Genomic DNA, 15,675 nt, shown 5'->3' with positions numbered 1-15,675 from the left:
CAGGAAAGTCGACGACGTTGGCCGATCACAGCGCGGTGGCCGCGAGCGAAACGAGACCAGGCGCAGCGGGCTCAGGCTGCGCACGCTGACGTCCGATCGCGTGATACTCGATGCCCAGTTCGCGCAGCGTTTCCGGTTCGTACAGATTGCGGCCGTCGAAGATCAGCGGCGCTTTCAATAGCGCCTTGAGGCTGTCGAAGTCCGGGCTCTTGAACACCTTCCATTCGGTGAGGATCACGAGCGCATCGGCTTGCTGCGCTGCCTGCATCTCTTCGTGCGCGAACGCGAGCCGCGCGAGATGCTGCGGCTTGCCGTGCAGATCGAGTGCGAATACACGCTTCGCTTCGTCGATCGCGACGGGGTCCCACGCAACGACCTTCGCGCCGCGAGCAAGCAGTTCCGCGATGAGCGGACGGCTCGGCGCTTCGCGCATGTCGTCGGTGTTCGGCTTGAACGCGAGCCCCCAGACGGCGAACGTGCGGTCCGACAGATCCTCGCCCATGCGCGCGACGATCTTCTGCGCGAGGATCTTCTTCTGCGTTTCGTTGACGGCTTCCACCGCTTCGAGAATGCGCAGCGTGTGGCCCATTTCGCTGCCCGTGCGGATCAGCGCCTGCACGTCCTTCGGAAAGCACGAGCCGCCATAGCCGCAGCCCGCATACAGAAAGTCGTAGCCGATGCGCGGATCGGAGCCCATGCCGCGGCGCACGGCTTCGATGTCGGCGCCCACGCGATCCGCGAGATTCGCGAGGTCGTTCATGAACGAGATGCGCGTCGCGAGCATCGCGTTGGCCGCATACTTCGTGAACTCGGCGGAACGCACGTCCATGTAGAGCGTGCGCTCGTGGTTGCGGTTGAACGGCGCGTAGAGGCGCTTCATCAGTTCGCGCGCCTTTTCGCCGGGCACGTCGTCGTCGCAGCCGAGGATGATGCGATCGGGGCGCGTGAAGTCGTCGACGGCGGCGCCTTCCTTCAGGAACTCGGGGTTCGACACGACAGAGAACATCTGCTTCACGCCACGCTGATCCAGCTCTTCCTGCACGGCCTGCGCGACGCGGCGTGCCGTGCCGACGGGCACCGTCGACTTGTCGACGATCACCTTGAAGCCCTTCATGTGGCGGCCGATATTGCGCGCGGCCGCGAGCACGTATTGCAGATCGGCGGAACCGTCCTCGTCGGGCGGCGTGCCGACCGCGATGAATTGGATGTCGCCATGCGCGACGGCCGCTTCGATGTCCGTCGAAAACTTCAGACGCCGCGCCTTGCGGTTGCGCGCGATGATCTCCAGCAGGCCAGGCTCATGGATCGGCACGCCGCCGTCGTTCAGCACGTCGATCTTGCGCTGATCGACATCGAGGCAAAGCACGTCGTGCCCGATGTCGGCAAGACAGGCGCCCGTCACGAGGCCTACGTATCCCGTTCCAACGATCGTCAGGTTCATGAATCACACCTCGGAGATTGAATGGTTCAGTGAATGAAGAACGCGCGGCGTTGGGCCTAGTACGCGTTGCTGCCCGCGAAGCCCTTCCATAGCGTGAGGCCGACGATCTTGATGTCGAGCCAGAAGCTCCAGTGCTGCATGTAGTAGAGATCGAGCTTCACCCGGCCCATCATCTTTTCGATGCGGTCGGTTTCGCCGCGATAGCCGTTGATCTGCGCCCAGCCGGTGATGCCCGGCTTGATCCGGTAGCGGTGCATGTAGCCCTTCACCAGGTCCTTGTAGATGTCGTCATGTTCGAGCGCATGCGGACGCGGACCGACCACGGACATCTCGCCGCGCAGCACGTTGATGAACTGCGGCAGCTCGTCGAGGCTCGTGCGGCGCAGGAACGCGCCGACGGGCGTGATGCGCGGATCGCGGCGCGTGGCCTGCGTTAGCCTGCCCGCCTCCTCCTTGTGCAGCTTCATCGAGCGGAACTTGAAGATTTCGAACTCGCGTCCGTCGATGCCCTTGCGCCGCTGACGGAAGAACACGGGGCCCGGCGACGACAGCTTGACGGCCGCCGCGATTGCGAGCATCAGCGGCGCGAGTGCCGTCAACGCGGCAAGCGCGAACAGGCGGTCGAACACGCGCTTGGGCAGCACGCGCAGATCGGTGATCGGCGATGCGGCGAGGTTGATCGCGGGCACGCCGAGCAGATCGACCATCGGCTGACTGAAGAGCGTGAGGCTGCGCACATCGGGGATGAAGCGGATGTTCACGAAGTCGTTGCGGAATTCCATCACGAAGCGATGGATGAGCTTCTCTTTCGACATCGGCAGCGCCATCCACAACTCGCGCACCGAGCGGCGGCGCATCTCGTCGATCATCGCCGCGTAGTCGCGCCTGACGGGCACGCCTGCGATCGTTTGCGGCCCGTCGGTGTCCTCGTAGTGGCTGCGGCTATCGTCTTCGTCATACACGACGACGGGGCTGAAGCCCGCCTCCGGACGGCTGCGCATCTGCTCGATCAGGAACTTGCCATACGGCGCGCCGCCGACGATGGCCACCTTCTTCTGGTTGTAGCCCTCGCGACGCAAGCCGCGCAGCACGGCATGCACGGCCGCTTTCGACACGACCAGCAGCACGACTGTCGCGATCGCCCAGTAGGCGAGCCACAGGCGTGACAGCATGTCCGAGCGGTGCAGGCTGAAGCCCATCAGGATGCCCGTCACCTCGACCATCAGCCAGCCCATCGACACGCGCCACAACAGGTCGTAAATCGGCTTGCCGCGCCACGACTGATAGATGCCGAGCGCGGGAAAGAACAGGATCACGAGCAGGCAGTCGAACGCGAGCGACACGCTTTGCATGTCGTCGAGCCACACGAAGCGTCCGCTGTGCACGGCGGACGCGATGAGCGCACCGAGCGCCACCATGCCGATGTCGATGATTCTCGATAGAACGCTCAGCATCTGCCGCACCTCGCCTTGTCTGTCAACATCTGTCCACGGTTCCGCCGCCGATCACGCGCGACGTTTGCCGCGCGGCTATTGGCCGATAGGTCATGGGTATTTACCGACGCGACGCGTATCGCTGCATTGCCGCGCCTCTTTTATGGTGAATCGCAATCGGCATTGCAATCTCTATTGGAAAGCGATTGGAAAGCGATTGCGGCGATGAGTGAATACCCTCGTTCAAGCCTAGATAAAGCGGCATTAAAATTCGCGCCGCAAGACGGCAAAAAATCTCGAAATGTATCAGCAGGGATTACATTATTTTTTCTATTTTTGTTCGGTAACTCTTGCCGGAGCGTGCGGAATCGCATATTTCTGGCGGTTTTTTGACTCTTTTTCTGCTTGATTTCTCCCGGCTATGCACGTTGGTTATAAAGCCATGCCGCGCCACTCCCTTTTATTTTCGTCGGCGTGATTCATGTCACGCCGATTTCGACCGTATTTGTTTTTTGATTTTTGAATATTCGCGAATCTGAAATTTAGCGCGCATTCAACATTTTCAATTCCGATCAGCAAAAGAAATCCAATATTGAATTATTGCGTTTTTACGACGTGATAAAACGAGGCCATTTCCCCCGCTTCGAGGAGTTATCACCATGACTGCTACGGCGTCGGCCGTCGACAATCGACAGGCGAATCAAAACCGGCTCAATGTGAAGCTCAAGATTCATCCCGTCATCCTGGCCGGCGGCTCGGGTACGCGTCTGTGGCCGATGTCGCGCGAACAGCATCCGAAGCAGCTGATCGGCCTGCTCGGCGAAGACTCACTGCTGCAATCGACCACGCGCCGGCTCGAAGGACTCGACGCCGGCTATCCTGTCGCGGAACAGATGGTTGTCGTCTGCAACGAAGAGCACCGCTTCACGACAGCCGAGCAGTTGCGCGTGAGCGGCAAGGCGAGTCGCCTCATTCTCGAACCGTGCGCGCGCGACACCGCGCCCGCACTGACTCTTGCGGCGCTGACGGTGCTCGCGCAAGACGAGGACGGCATCATGGTCGTGATGCCCGCGGATCATGCCGTCGCCGATCTCGACGGCTTTCGGGCGGCTGTTGCGGCCGGCGTGCGGCACGCGGCGAACGGCCCTGTCGTGACGATGGGCATCGTGCCGGCGCGCGCGGAAACGGGCTACGGCTATATCCACATCGGCGCATCGTTGCCCGCGATCGGCAACGAAGACAACGGCGCCATCGACGCGCATCAGCTCGACCGCTTCGTCGAAAAGCCGCATCTCGAACTCGCGCAGCACTACGTCGAGTCGAAGGAGTACTGGTGGAACAGCGGCATCTTCATCCTGCGCGCGTCGACGTGGCTCAAGGCCGTGCGCCACTTCCAGCCCGCGATTCATGACGCCTGCGAAGCCGCGCACAAACAGGGCGCGGCCGACGGCGACTTCTTCCGCGTGCAGCGCGATGCGTTCGGCGCGTGTCCGTCCAATTCGATCGACTACGCGGTGATGGAGCAGTTGAGCGGCGACACGTCGGTGTGCTCGGGCGTCGTGGTGCCGCTCGATGCCGGCTGGTCTGACGTCGGCTCGTGGGACGCGATCTGGGACATCCTGCCGAAGGACAGCGACGACAACGTCGGCCGCGGCAACGTGATGTTCGAAGGCGCGGCGTCGACGTTCGCGCACTCGGAAGGCCGCCTGATCGCGTGCGTCGGCACGCAGGATCTCGTCGTCGTGGAAACGGACGATGCGATTCTCGTCGCCGACAAGCGCCGCGTGCAGGAAGTGAAGAAAGTGGTCGGCCGTATCCGCGAAGCACACCGACGGGAGGCCGTGATCCATCGCAAGGTGCACCGCCCGTGGGGCCACTACGATTCCGTCGACGTGGGCGAGCGCTTTCAGGTCAAGCGCATCGTCGTGAAGCCGGGCGCGCAGTTGTCGTTGCAGATGCATCATCATCGCGCCGAGCACTGGATCGTCGTGCGCGGCACGGCGCTCGTCACGCGCGGCGACGAACGCTTCATCGTGTCTGAAAACGAGTCGGCGTATATCCCGCTCGGCATCACGCACCGACTCGAAAATCCGGGCAAGATGCCGCTCGAAATCATCGAGGTGCAGTCAGGCTCGTATCTCGGCGAAGACGATATCGTGCGCTTCGACGATAGCTACGGACGTCGAACATAGTACGGATGGCGTGCGGTACCCGCCATGTATGTTGCGTGACCTGGTTCGACGAGACCCACGCGCAATATCGAAGATGAATCCGCGCGCGAGCGGCCCGCGCGGATGCAGAAGCCACCCGTTTCTTCGCTTTGGCAAACGTTTGCGCACGGGCGCCGCAATTTCAGACGTGCGTGATCAATTTCGGATTCGACGGATAACGCTCGACAGCGGTGTCCTTCGTCGTATCCGTGGACGGATAGCGGCGCAACGGCATCACACGCGGATTCAGCGGCTGCGGCAGATGCGGATTGCCCGACGACGCAACGGACGACGCAACCGGCGATGCGCCAGGCGCGGCTGCATTCGACGTTATCAGCGCGGGCGTCGGCGTGAGTTCGGGGATCGCGCGCGCCACCGGCCTGACGTCGGCCGTGACGCTCAGCGGCGCAATCACACTCGCCTTCTGTTTCGCTTGCTCTTCCGCCGCTTCGTGGACACGGCATTCGCGATCGATCCACTGACGCGCCCAGTCGAGCGCGAAACGATGCGCGGCATCGGCATCGGCGAAACGCGGACCGATCAGTCCCGAACGCTCGACGCGCTTACCATCCTTCATGATCTCGGCCCACGCGCGGAACATCTCGTTGGGCACGCGCTCCGCCGCGACATAGACCACGTACCCGTGGCGGTCGGCGAACTGCAGGCCGCGCGGTTCCGTGTGGCCGATCCATAGTGGCGCGTGATGGACGCTGGTCGTCGGCGCGCTGTCGTCGCGGGCTTCGTAGCCTTGTCCTTCGTGCCCGTGAGTTGCGGGTGCGGGTGCATCCGGCTGCATGCGGGCCGTATCGAGCGTCAGAGGCGCCCTCGTCGGTGCGCCGAGGACCTGCGGTTTAGTCAACGCATCGTCCGAAGGCACAGGACCGATCGTGTGCGCGCGCGAATCGATGAAACCCGTCTCGACGGCCGCCGAGCCCGCGAGCTGACGCGTGATGTCGGCCATCGGCGCGAGCGCGTGCCAGCCGAACGACGAGCCGTTCGTGGCGCCCGGCTCGTCGGCAGCCGGTTTCCACGTCTCGGGGCTCTTCCAGTAGACGCCGCGCGCAAGCTCGTCGCGCGGCTTCGGCGCTTCCGCAACGTGTATGGGTACGGGTGCGGGCTTGGGCGGAGCAGGCGGCGTGGGCTCGGGAATGTAGGCGAACGCGCGCCCGTTTCGCGTGAGGCGGCGGATCATCTCGGCCAGCGTGCCGTTGGCCAGCCATTCTTCGAATCGTCGCCGGCACGTAGGGCCTGACGGATAGCGACCGGGAAGCTTTGACCAGGGTTCGCCAGTGGTCAGGATCCACAGGACGGCGTTTGTCACGATGCGCGGTTCGGCGCGGGGCCGTCCGCGTCGGTTCAGACGGACGGCTGGCTCGTCGGAAACGAGCGCTGCCAGTTGAGCCCATTCGTCATTGCTTAGCTCATCGAAAAACATTGAGTTCTCCACGCAGCCTGGCCTGGCCGCGGCTTGGACATTCACGAACTTCATCGGACGGTTCGTGTCGTGCCCCGGTTGCACAAATATGCTTATACGTTCTTGCGCCGGTATTAGGAAACCGCACATCGATAGTGCGCTGTTTCACCCGTACGACGCACAAAACGTGGTCTCACTCGTGCATGGGAGAATTGGTGCACGAAGCATACCATCGCCAAGGTTTGTCTGAATATGACTGAATGCAAGTGTTACGGATAGAAACAAACTTGTCCTTTTTGCTCTGTCCTTTAAGGCTCCACTGTCACGGAAACGACGTCGGCGATGACGTGTCGCGCAATGCATGAACGGCGCGCGACACCGTATCAATGCTCGCGCCGACGCGATGACAAATGTGTGTGAACGTGGAAGGCGCGCAACAAAACAGGCGCAGGTGGATTCAACTTAATGAGCCAGGCATAAAACGACATCGCGCAGACGGATTTTCTATTTGAGCCGCATATTTTCCGCTGCGCGAGGCGCTCTTGACCGCTTCGGCAAGCCGTCGTTTTGTCTTCCGCGATGCACTCGCAGTGTGCAAGCGAAGGATGCGCGATCAACGAACGGGCGTCGACGCGCGTTCGCCGACGACGGTCGTCCAGGGACGCACGCGCCATTGCGTGACGAGCCCATTGAGCACGTACGGGTCCGCTTTGGCGAACGCTTCGGGCACTTCGGGCGAATCGGCTTCGAACAGCAGCACGGCGGTATCGACGGGATCGGCCAGCGCGCCCGCCAACAGCAACTCGCCGCGCCCGGCGGCCGCCCACGCGAGCTTTAGATGCGCGCCACGAAATTCAGCGCGGCGTTCGAGATAATCGGATGACACATCGTAGATCAACAGATAGTGCATAGTGAAAACTCCTGGATGGTTACGATTCAAGCATAGCGGTACCGACTATTTGCGCTAGCGGTCCTGGGGAAATACCTGTGCATTCCGAACGGTGTGCCGGTCAACCGATTGCCCTGTCCGTTCGTTCTGACAGGCACCATGCGAAGCAATGGTGACGGCCAATCACAGCGAAGGCGGCGACCCGCCCGGCTCGAAGCCCGTCTCACGAGAATCAACAACATCCACAACCCGTGATGGAGTGTCCCATGAAGATGCAAGCCATTATCACCGCCCTCGCCCTGACGGGCTTGCTCGCGTCGCCGGCATTCGCCGCGAACAGCCAGCAAACGAAGATGGCCGATTGCAACAAGCAGGCCGGCGACAAGAAAGGCGACGATCGCAAGGCGTTCATGAAGAGCTGCCTGTCGGCCACGCCGGCGGCTGCTTCGACGCCGATGTCGCAACAGGACAAGATGAAGATGTGCAACACGCAAGCCGGCGACAAGAAAGGCGACGATCGCAAGGCGTTCATGAAGACCTGTCTGAGCAACAAGGGCTAACGAAGGTTCGGTTCGCTGTCGTTCTCGTGGCGTCATCCTTAAGCGGGGCGAAGCGCAATCGAACAGCAAAGCGCGGAAAGCGGCGTCCGTTGGTGTGGGCGCCGGTGTTCTTTTTGCGCTCGGTCCGTGCGCATTGCCGGCGTCACGCGTCACGTCACGCGCCCGCGATTTGCGCCCTTGGGACGCCGCGCACCTATCAACGCTGCCCGGTGCATCGCGCCCTGCACTTTGCGGGCCATTTTCTTCTATGATGGCTGCACACAGACGGCCCACCCCTCCTAAAACAAGTCCCGCGGGCCGCCAGCTTGTCGTTGATGCCCCTCGCGCATCGCACGGAGGCAAGGATGGTTGGGAGACACAAGAATCGCTGGCTGCGTCGCTGGCTGGTGGTGATCGTATTCTGGGCGGTGCCCGTGGCGATCGTCGCCGTGCGCGAGATTCAGGAGGAGATGGCCTATAACCGGGTCGACCTGAACAACGCGCTCACGACCTGGCAGCTCACCGACGCGCAACGCGCCGCCGGCGCCGCCGCGCGCTGCCGCGGCAAGCCCGACGATGCGCGCGCGGCCGGCTGTCCCGCCGACGTGCTCGCGGCCAACGCGCCGCGTCAGCAGGACGCGCTCAACGAATACGAGGTCCGCAAGAGCACGCTCGCGAGCTACCTGTGGCATGCGTTCGTCGGCTATTGGGTCGTGCCGGCCGCAACGATCTTCGCGATCGGCTTCGTCATCGGGATCGTACGGCGCGCGCTGCGGCGGCCGCCCGTGAACAACAGCACGGCGAATCACTAGCGCACTGCCTGGCTCGCGTGCTCGGAGCGCGCTCGCTCGCCACTGAAGTTGTGGCGATGCGGCCCGCATGTGGATGCGTGGAGCAACAGATGCTGATGCGGCATTCCCGCAACACTTTCCATTGGCTTTCGAGCCATTTTTTCGCGCTGCAAAAACCGGTAAATACGCCCTGCTTTCCGGGTAGCCGGATGGCACGGAGAGCGCGGCGAAGCGAGCCATTCGTATGACGTCGCGCGATCGTTCGACACTGCCCGGCCGCGATTGCGGTATACGGCCGCCGACCGGCCAGAATTACCCAACGATTCGCTGCCATCCCCGGAGTCCCCGTCGCACAAGGGTTTGCGCGGTGTTCGCAAGACTTTTGCTTTCTTGTGCGTGTGATATAACTAAACAGGCAACCCGCGTGAACTGAGGCTGCACCCCGGAACCACGATGGAGAAAAACGATGCAAAGACGAAACTTCATTCTGAAGAGTACCGCCGCGCTCGCTTTCGGAAGCCTTGCACTGGCCGGCTGCACCACCACCAAGAGCAGCGGGGAATCGGCCGCTACCGACATGTCCAAACGCCAGTCGATCGACGCCAGCGTCGACGGCACGATGTCGCGCCTGTACACCTCGGTCAGCGGGTCGCGCGAGCTTGTTTCGAAGGCGCGTGGCGTACTCGTATTCCCGTCCGTGCTGCAGGTCGGCTTCGTCGTCGGCGGACAGTATGGTGAAGGCGCGCTGCGCGTCGGCGGCCACTCCGTCGGGTACTACAGCACGGTCTCCGGCTCGTTCGGCCTGACGGCGGGCGCGCAGTCGAAGGCAATCATCTTCCTCTTCATGACGCAGGACGCGCTCGACAAATTCCGCAATTCGGATGGCTGGTCGGCGGGCGTGGATGCGTCGGTCGCGCTCGTCAAGATCGGCGCGAACGGCGCCGTCGACACGACGACGGCCACCGCCCCCGTCCAGGCCTTCGTGCTGACGAATGCCGGCCTGATGGCGGACGTGTCGCTGAACGGCACGAAGGTATCGCGGCTGAAGATCTGACGATGTGACGCCGCGGCCCGTCTTCCTCCGTGCATCGAGGCCGGGCCGCTCTCGCGCACGACGACGGGACGCGGACGCAAATCCGCAAGGCAGCCGGTGTTCCGGCAGGCTGTCATCAACCGTGCGGCGTCGCAGATCGCCGGCGGCGAATAGGACGAAGGGCGATGCAGCTAATTACTGCATCGCCCTTTCTTTTTGCGTGATTTTTGTCCGCGATCCTTTGCGTCTGCCGACGTGGACTGTGCGGACACGCGTCAGGTGGTGCTCGACGACGCGTCGATCACCTTGAAGCGAGAGCGCTTCTGCGCGCGGATCACGGATTGATACGCCTCGATGTACTGCCGCGCCATCCGGTGCGACGTGAAGCGTTCTTCGAAGCGCTTGCGCACGAGCGCGCGCGGCAGCTTGTGCAGACGATTGATCGCGGCCACCGCGCCGATTTCGTCTTCGACAATGAAGCCTGAAATGCCGTCGTCGACGACTTCGGGCACCGCGCCGCGATTGAACGCGATGACGGGCGTGCCGCACGCCATCGCCTCGATCATGACGAGCCCGAACGGCTCGGGCCAGTCGATCGGAAACAGCAGCGCATGCGCGCCCGACAGGAATTCGGCCTTTTGATCGTCGGCGATCTCGCCGATGTATTCGACATACGGCAGATCGAGCAGCGGCTTGATGTCGCGTTCGAAGTACTCGCGGTCGGCGGCGTCCACCTTCGCAGCGATGCGGATGGGCAGCCCGCAGCGGCCCGCAATGCGGATGGCCGTATCGACACGTTTTTCAGGCGAAATGCGCCCGAGGAACGCGAGGTACTTCTGCTCGACGGGCTGCGGCATGTAGAGTTTTTCGGGCAGCCCGTGATAGACGGTGGAAAGCCATTTCGCCTGCGGCAGCGGATGACGCTGCGCGTTCGAGATCGAGATGACGGGTGCCGTGTTGAACGTATCGAACACCGGCTGCTGCTCCGGCAGATCGAGACGTCCGTGCAACGTCGTCACGAACGGCGTGTCCTGGCGCTTGAACACCGAAAATGAGTAGTAGTCCATGTGGAAATGGAGCACGTCGAAATCTTCGGCCTGACGGCGCACGAGTTCCATCAGCAGCATGTGCGGCGCGATGCGGTCTCGAATGCCCGGATCGAGCCGCAGCGCGCGCGGCCACACCGCTTCGAGCTTCGCGCTCGTGACGGAGTCGCCGCTTGCAAAGAGCGTCACATCGTGCCCGAGGTCGACGAGCGCCTCGGTGATGTACGACACGACCCGTTCGGTGCCGCCATACAGTTTCGGCGGCACGGATTCCGTCAAAGGGGCGATCTGCGCAATTCTCATGTGTGTCTCCAGGCGGACAACGATGCGGGCCCGCTGCGGCGAGTCGGTGGCGAACGAGTATGCCAGCACGCAGACGGCCGATCAAACACGGGGCGACGGTTCAATGGACGCTCACGCGTCGATGCGCCGCCCGGCTCGGGTCGAACGCCGGTCAACCCGGACAACCCCTAAGCGGCGCCGTTGGTTCGGCAGAGGAAGGTGCGCTTCGCCGCCTCTTCACCCGGCACCTCTCGTTTCCATCTACGGATTATTGCCTGGCGTTTCTCTAAAGACTGTGGGGTATTTCAATTGCATGTCGCTGTTACAGTCGGGAAACACTCGATTACGGTGCCAGGTTCGTCGCGCATCACGCGCATTTCGTGTAGCCCTTCGCGATGCACGGCGTTATCGCGCAGGCCGCTTCCCGTGCGGGCAGATCGCTCGCGCGAGCGACGCAATGACACTGCCGCGCGCCGTCGCGGCCAGCACACGCAACACGCGGCGAACGCTCGACTTGCCGCTTCGAATGGGTCCCGTGACGATGTTCAGCCGAAGCGGAACGATCAGATCGCGAAGCGACCGATAATTAGCGATCGCAAGCGTGCTCAGCATCCGCGCTCCGAACGACGGGCATTTCCTTCGGAACGGTCGAGATTGATCCGGATCGCGAATGAATTCCTGCGACGCATCATGTATCCCTCGCCTGTTTCGCCGACGACCAGCTCTCAGGAAATTCAGCGGGCGCCGGCACATTGCGCAGATCGCGCAGGAACGAGTCGCGCCACACGCCGAGATCGTTCTTGCGCAATGCCTCCATATCCGTTTCGTGGCGCTGCTGGCGCTCCGCGAGCGGCATCGCCAGCGCCTGCTGCAACGCTTCGCACATGCCGATCGAATCGTGTGGATTCACGATCAGCGCGCCCTTCAGTTCCGCCGCCGCGCCCGCGAACATCGAGAGCACCAGCACGCCCGGATCGTCGGGATTCTGCGCGGCCACGTATTCCTTTGCGACCAGATTCATCCCGTCGTGCAGCGGCGTGACAAAACCGACCTGCGATTCGCGGAACAGCGACATCAGTTTCCAGCGGTCGTATTGCTGGTTCAGATAACGGATAGGCGTGTAGTCAAGACCTGAGTATTTTCCGTTGATACGCCCTGCTTCATATTCGAGTTGCTGACGAATGTCCTGGTATGTCGTGACATCGGAGCGCGTCGGCGGCGCGATCTGGACGAGCGAGACATTGCCGCGCCACTCGGGCGAGCGCTCCAGCAGCGCCTCGAACGCGCGAAATCGCTCGACGAGCCCTTTCGAATAGTCGAGCCGGTCCACGCTCATGATCAGCTTGCGCCCTTCGAGGCTCTGCTTCAGGTCGAGCACATGCTGACGGCTCTCGTACCGCTTCGCCTGCTCGGCGATTTCATCGGGGAGCACGCCGATCCGGTACACACCCGTGCGCAGCTTGCGGCCGAACGCTTCGACATGCCCATCGTCCGATACGGTGCCGCGCGCGTGCCTCGACAGATAGTCGTGAAACGCAAGCTCGTCGTTTTGGGTCTGGAAGCCCAACAGGTCGTAGCAGCACAACGACTTGACCAGTTCTTCGTGCGGCGGGATGTTGAGCAGAATCTGCGGCGATGGAAACGGGATATGCAGGAAGAATCCGATGCGATTCGACACACCCTCGGATCGCAGCGCTTCGGCGAATGGAATCAGGTGATAGTCGTGAACCCAGATGATGTCGTCGGGCTGGAGCAGCCTGATCAGCTTGTGCGCGAGCCATGCGTTGACGCGCCGGTAGCCCGCGTACTCGTCGCGCTCGTAGCGCGCGAGATCGTTGCGGTAGTGGAAGACTGGCCACAGTGTCGCGTTCGAAAAGCCGCGATAGTACTGGTCGTAGTCCTTGCGCGTGAGCCCTGTGGTGGCGAACGTCACGGGGCCGTCCACTTCGAGTGTCGGCCCGGCGTTGGCGACCGTTTCGCTGACGACGTCGCCGCTCCATCCGAACCAGACCCCGCCCGTGTCCTTGAGCGCGCCGAATACGCCGACGGCCAGCCCGCCCGCCGAGCCCCTGGTTTCCGTCGGCGTTGCCACGCGATTCGACACGACGATCAGTCGGCCCATGTTGCTGTCCCTCCACTTTCGTTGAGGCGGCCGGTCGTCGTGGCCGGCGCGCGTTGTTCAGTGTTGGTTCGACCGCGGTTGCACCGGATCAGTTGCACATTTGTGCACATCCGGAAGGCATAGGCAAAAAGACCGGCCGCATCGGCGCTGCCCGCCGTTACGGGGGGAAACAGCGATGAACAGAGCATGAGGCGCGCGCAAGCAACGAAAAACGGCGCAGTAAAGCACTCACAATCGAAGCGTAGATGAAGAGCGAAACGCCAATAAAGCACACGCGCCGCAAGCGCAAAAACGCGCGCCGTGCATGCAACACGGCGCGCGTCGGAATGTGGCGTGGACGGGCGCAGCGGGCGCGATGCCCGCCGCCGGTCAGCTACCCGACTTGCAGGGGAACGCCTTGCCGAGCCCGAGCGAGACGGCCGTGCTCGCGTTGTAGCCGGCGACGTTCGGATTGTCGGCGATGTACTTGCGCACGGCGTCCGTCAGCTGTTGTGAGCGTGCGTCCGGCGGCAAGCAGAAGTACTGGCCGACGCGCGGGCCCGTCGTCCCGCCGATGGCATCGATCGTGTTGAAGACACCGTCCGCGGCGCCTTCGATGTACGCTGCGCACGCGCTACGGGACGCAACGTCCGTCTTCGTGCACAGCTTGTTGAGGTCGCCCCCCGTGAACGCGGCAGCCGTCAACGGCACAGCGAGCGCGCCGGCGCAAATCAAAACCCGCAGCATGTTTTTTTCCTTCCTCGTATGAGCCCGGCAACGTGGACGGCGCCCGGCTGTCTTTGCCGCCAAACCGACATGGCTGCAATTCGGGCGCGTGGTGACTCGCGCCGAAGCCGCTATTTTGCACTGTTTTGCGGCGTTGCAGGCGCGCCGGCGGGCGCCTGTTTCTGCGTCTGCTGGATGCGCGCCGTCAGCCCCTCGACGACGTCCGGCTCCTTGTACTGCTTCGCGAAGTCGAGCGCCGTCAGTCCGATCTGGTTCTTCACGTTCAGGTCCGCGCCGCTGTCGAGCAGCAGCTTGACGGTCGACACGTGACCGCCGCGCGCGGCCATCATCAGCGGTGTCGTCCCGTTCGGCGAACCCGCGTCGATGTATGCGTCGTGATCGAGCAGCAGCTTGACGATATCGTCGTGACCGTTCGCGGCCGCGTAATGCAGCGGCGCCCAGCCCTTCTTGTTGACCTCGGCGTCCTTCGCAACCAGCAGCTTCACGATGTTGATATCGCCGTTCAGCGCGGCCATCATCATCGCGTTCTCGCCCGCCTTGTCGAGAATTTCGACGTCCGTCTTCGGGTTGTCGATCAGCGCCGCGACCACCTTGTCGGACTTCTCGCGCGCGGCGATCACCAGGAGCGGCATGCCCTGGTTGTCGGCCATGTTCGGGTCCATGCCGTTCGCGAGCTGCTTCTTCACTTCCTTCACGTCGTCGAACTTGACGGCCTTGATCATCGTGTCGGTGGACGCCGCATGTGCAGGCAGCGCGCCGAGCGTCGCGAACGCGACACCCGCTGCCAGCGACACGGCCGCGAAACGCCGGCGCAGACGCGTGGCGCGGGCGATGGTCGGACGAAGATGCACGCCGTTATGGCCCTCGATCATGTATTTTTTCATGCTTTACTTTAGGAAAATTTCCTATCCCATTGATATTGCTGACTTCACGACTCAAGCACCTGCCGGCGCCGGAATCTTGAACAGGCGGAAGAAGTTCTCGGTCGTTGCAGCGGCGAGCGCTTCGTCCGGCATCTCGCGTTGCTGCGCGATGAAGCGTCCGACATAGCTCACGTACGCAGGTTCATTCGGCTTGCCGCGATACGGCACGGGAGCGAGGTACGGCGAGTCGGTTTCGATCAGCAACCGATCGAGCGGCACGCGGCGCGCGACATTCTGCACGTCGGTCGCATTCTTGAACGTGACGATGCCCGACAGCGAAATGTAGAAATTCTGCGCGAGCGCCTGTTCGGCAACGGCCCACGGCTCGGTGAAGCAGTGCATCACGCCGCCCGGCTCGCTCGCGCGCTCCTCGGCCATGATCCGCAGCGTGTCAGCCGACGACGAGCGTGTATGGATGATCAGCGGCTTGCCCGTCCGATGCGCGGCGCGGATGTGCACGCGAAAACGCTCGCGCTGCCACTCCATGTCGTCGATCGAGCGGCCTTCGAGCCGGTAGTAGTCGAGCCCCGTTTCGCCGATCGCGACCACCTTCGGATGCTGCGCCAGCTCGACCAGCTCGCCGACGGTCGGCTCGCGGGCGTCCTCGTGATCGGGATGCACGCCAACCGACGCGTACACGTTGTCATACGCGCTCGCGATGTCCAGTACGGACGGCAGCGTTTCGAAATCGACGGATACGCACAACGCATGCGTCACGGCATGCGAGCGCATGTTCTCCAGCACTTGCGGCAGGCGGTCGCCGAGCCCCTCGAAGTTGATGTGGCAATGCGAATCGACAAACATGGTGAAGTCCTGCGAAAAATCC

At 62.8% G+C, this 15,675-nt stretch carries 14 protein-coding genes and 1 pseudogene; 5 read left to right on the top strand and 10 right to left on the bottom strand.

Going from position 1 to position 15,675, the window contains the following annotated elements; genetic code table 11:
* Nucleotides 1-25: 25 nt before the first annotated feature.
* Entirely contained in the window at nucleotides 26-1,441 is a 1,416-nt protein-coding gene (locus BMW76_RS02595; RefSeq protein ID WP_090862359.1) for a UDP-glucose dehydrogenase family protein, read from the bottom strand.
* A 56-nt stretch (nucleotides 1,442-1,497) separates the two neighbouring features.
* Nucleotides 1,498-2,895 carry an undecaprenyl-phosphate glucose phosphotransferase gene (locus BMW76_RS02590; RefSeq protein ID WP_090862356.1) on the bottom strand — a complete coding sequence of 466 codons (1,398 nt, stop codon included), beginning with the start codon at nucleotides 2,893-2,895 and terminating at the stop codon, nucleotides 1,498-1,500.
* Nucleotides 2,896-2,910: 15 nt separating this feature from the next.
* On the opposite strand from BMW76_RS02590, the gene BMW76_RS40135 reads away from it, so the two are divergent.
* Together BMW76_RS40135 and BMW76_RS02585 are read left to right on the top strand one after the other, a co-directional pair.
* A complete protein-coding gene (locus tag BMW76_RS40135) occupies nucleotides 2,911-3,267 on the top strand; it encodes a hypothetical protein (protein WP_143062194.1) in 357 nt (118 codons plus the stop codon).
* A gap of 266 nt (nucleotides 3,268-3,533) precedes the next feature.
* The gene (locus BMW76_RS02585) at nucleotides 3,534-5,066 is read left to right on the top strand and encodes a mannose-1-phosphate guanylyltransferase/mannose-6-phosphate isomerase (protein ID WP_090862353.1); all 1,533 of its coding nucleotides are present in this window, start codon (nucleotides 3,534-3,536) and stop codon (nucleotides 5,064-5,066) included.
* A gap of 160 nt (nucleotides 5,067-5,226) precedes the next feature.
* On the opposite strand, the gene BMW76_RS42410 is transcribed toward BMW76_RS02585, so the two are convergent.
* Together BMW76_RS42410 and BMW76_RS02575 are read right to left on the bottom strand one after the other, a co-directional pair.
* Complete coding sequence (locus BMW76_RS42410) at nucleotides 5,227-6,519, bottom strand: transposase (RefSeq protein WP_090862350.1); 1,293 nt, start codon at nucleotides 6,517-6,519, stop codon at nucleotides 5,227-5,229.
* Nucleotides 6,520-7,111: 592 nt separating this feature from the next.
* Entirely contained in the window at nucleotides 7,112-7,408 is a 297-nt protein-coding gene (locus BMW76_RS02575; RefSeq protein ID WP_090862347.1) for a YciI-like protein, read from the bottom strand.
* Between the two features lie 245 nt (nucleotides 7,409-7,653).
* Here BMW76_RS02575 and BMW76_RS02570 point away from each other — a divergent pair, with 245 nt between their 5' ends.
* The 3 genes from BMW76_RS02570 (at nucleotide 7,654) to BMW76_RS02560 (ending at nucleotide 9,771) form a co-directional block, all read left to right on the top strand.
* Nucleotides 7,654-7,947 carry a PsiF family protein gene (locus tag BMW76_RS02570; protein ID WP_090862345.1) on the top strand — a complete coding sequence of 98 codons (294 nt, stop codon included), beginning with the start codon at nucleotides 7,654-7,656 and terminating at the stop codon, nucleotides 7,945-7,947.
* A gap of 344 nt (nucleotides 7,948-8,291) precedes the next feature.
* Nucleotides 8,292-8,738 (top strand): hypothetical protein, encoded by a 447-nt coding sequence (locus tag BMW76_RS02565; protein WP_090862340.1) that lies wholly within the window; start codon nucleotides 8,292-8,294, stop codon nucleotides 8,736-8,738.
* A 445-nt stretch (nucleotides 8,739-9,183) separates the two neighbouring features.
* Complete coding sequence (locus tag BMW76_RS02560; protein WP_090862337.1) at nucleotides 9,184-9,771, top strand: BPSL1445 family SYLF domain-containing lipoprotein; 588 nt, start codon at nucleotides 9,184-9,186, stop codon at nucleotides 9,769-9,771.
* Nucleotides 9,772-10,025: 254 nt separating this feature from the next.
* Here BMW76_RS02560 and BMW76_RS02555 read toward each other — a convergent pair whose 3' ends face one another.
* From BMW76_RS02555 to BMW76_RS02530, 6 genes and pseudogenes are all read right to left on the bottom strand, one after another.
* Nucleotides 10,026-11,099 (bottom strand): glycosyltransferase family 4 protein, encoded by a 1,074-nt coding sequence (locus BMW76_RS02555; protein ID WP_090862335.1) that lies wholly within the window; start codon nucleotides 11,097-11,099, stop codon nucleotides 10,026-10,028.
* 420 nt (nucleotides 11,100-11,519) lie between these two features.
* Nucleotides 11,520-11,690 (bottom strand): annotated as a pseudogene (locus BMW76_RS41615) (AAA family ATPase); the annotation flags it as partial.
* A gap of 76 nt (nucleotides 11,691-11,766) precedes the next feature.
* On the bottom strand, nucleotides 11,767-13,200 hold the full coding sequence (gene otsA / locus BMW76_RS02545) for an alpha,alpha-trehalose-phosphate synthase (UDP-forming) (RefSeq protein WP_090862328.1): 1,434 nt from the start codon (nucleotides 13,198-13,200) through the stop codon (nucleotides 11,767-11,769).
* Between the two features lie 369 nt (nucleotides 13,201-13,569).
* Nucleotides 13,570-13,926: a Rap1a/Tai family immunity protein gene (locus BMW76_RS02540; RefSeq protein WP_090862326.1), complete on the bottom strand. Its 357-nt coding sequence runs from the start codon at nucleotides 13,924-13,926 to the stop codon at nucleotides 13,570-13,572.
* Between the two features lie 110 nt (nucleotides 13,927-14,036).
* Complete coding sequence (locus BMW76_RS02535) at nucleotides 14,037-14,810, bottom strand: ankyrin repeat domain-containing protein (RefSeq protein ID WP_090862323.1); 774 nt, start codon at nucleotides 14,808-14,810, stop codon at nucleotides 14,037-14,039.
* Between the two features lie 51 nt (nucleotides 14,811-14,861).
* Nucleotides 14,862-15,653 carry a TatD family hydrolase gene (locus BMW76_RS02530; RefSeq protein WP_090862320.1) on the bottom strand — a complete coding sequence of 264 codons (792 nt, stop codon included), beginning with the start codon at nucleotides 15,651-15,653 and terminating at the stop codon, nucleotides 14,862-14,864.
* Nucleotides 15,654-15,675: the final 22 nt, after the last annotated feature.

The organism is Paraburkholderia diazotrophica, from assembly GCF_900108945.1.
Lineage (GTDB): Bacteria > Pseudomonadota > Gammaproteobacteria > Burkholderiales > Burkholderiaceae > Paraburkholderia > Paraburkholderia diazotrophica.
Note: the sequence above shows the minus strand (reverse complement) of the source record. Positions and strands in the feature narration are given on the sequence as shown.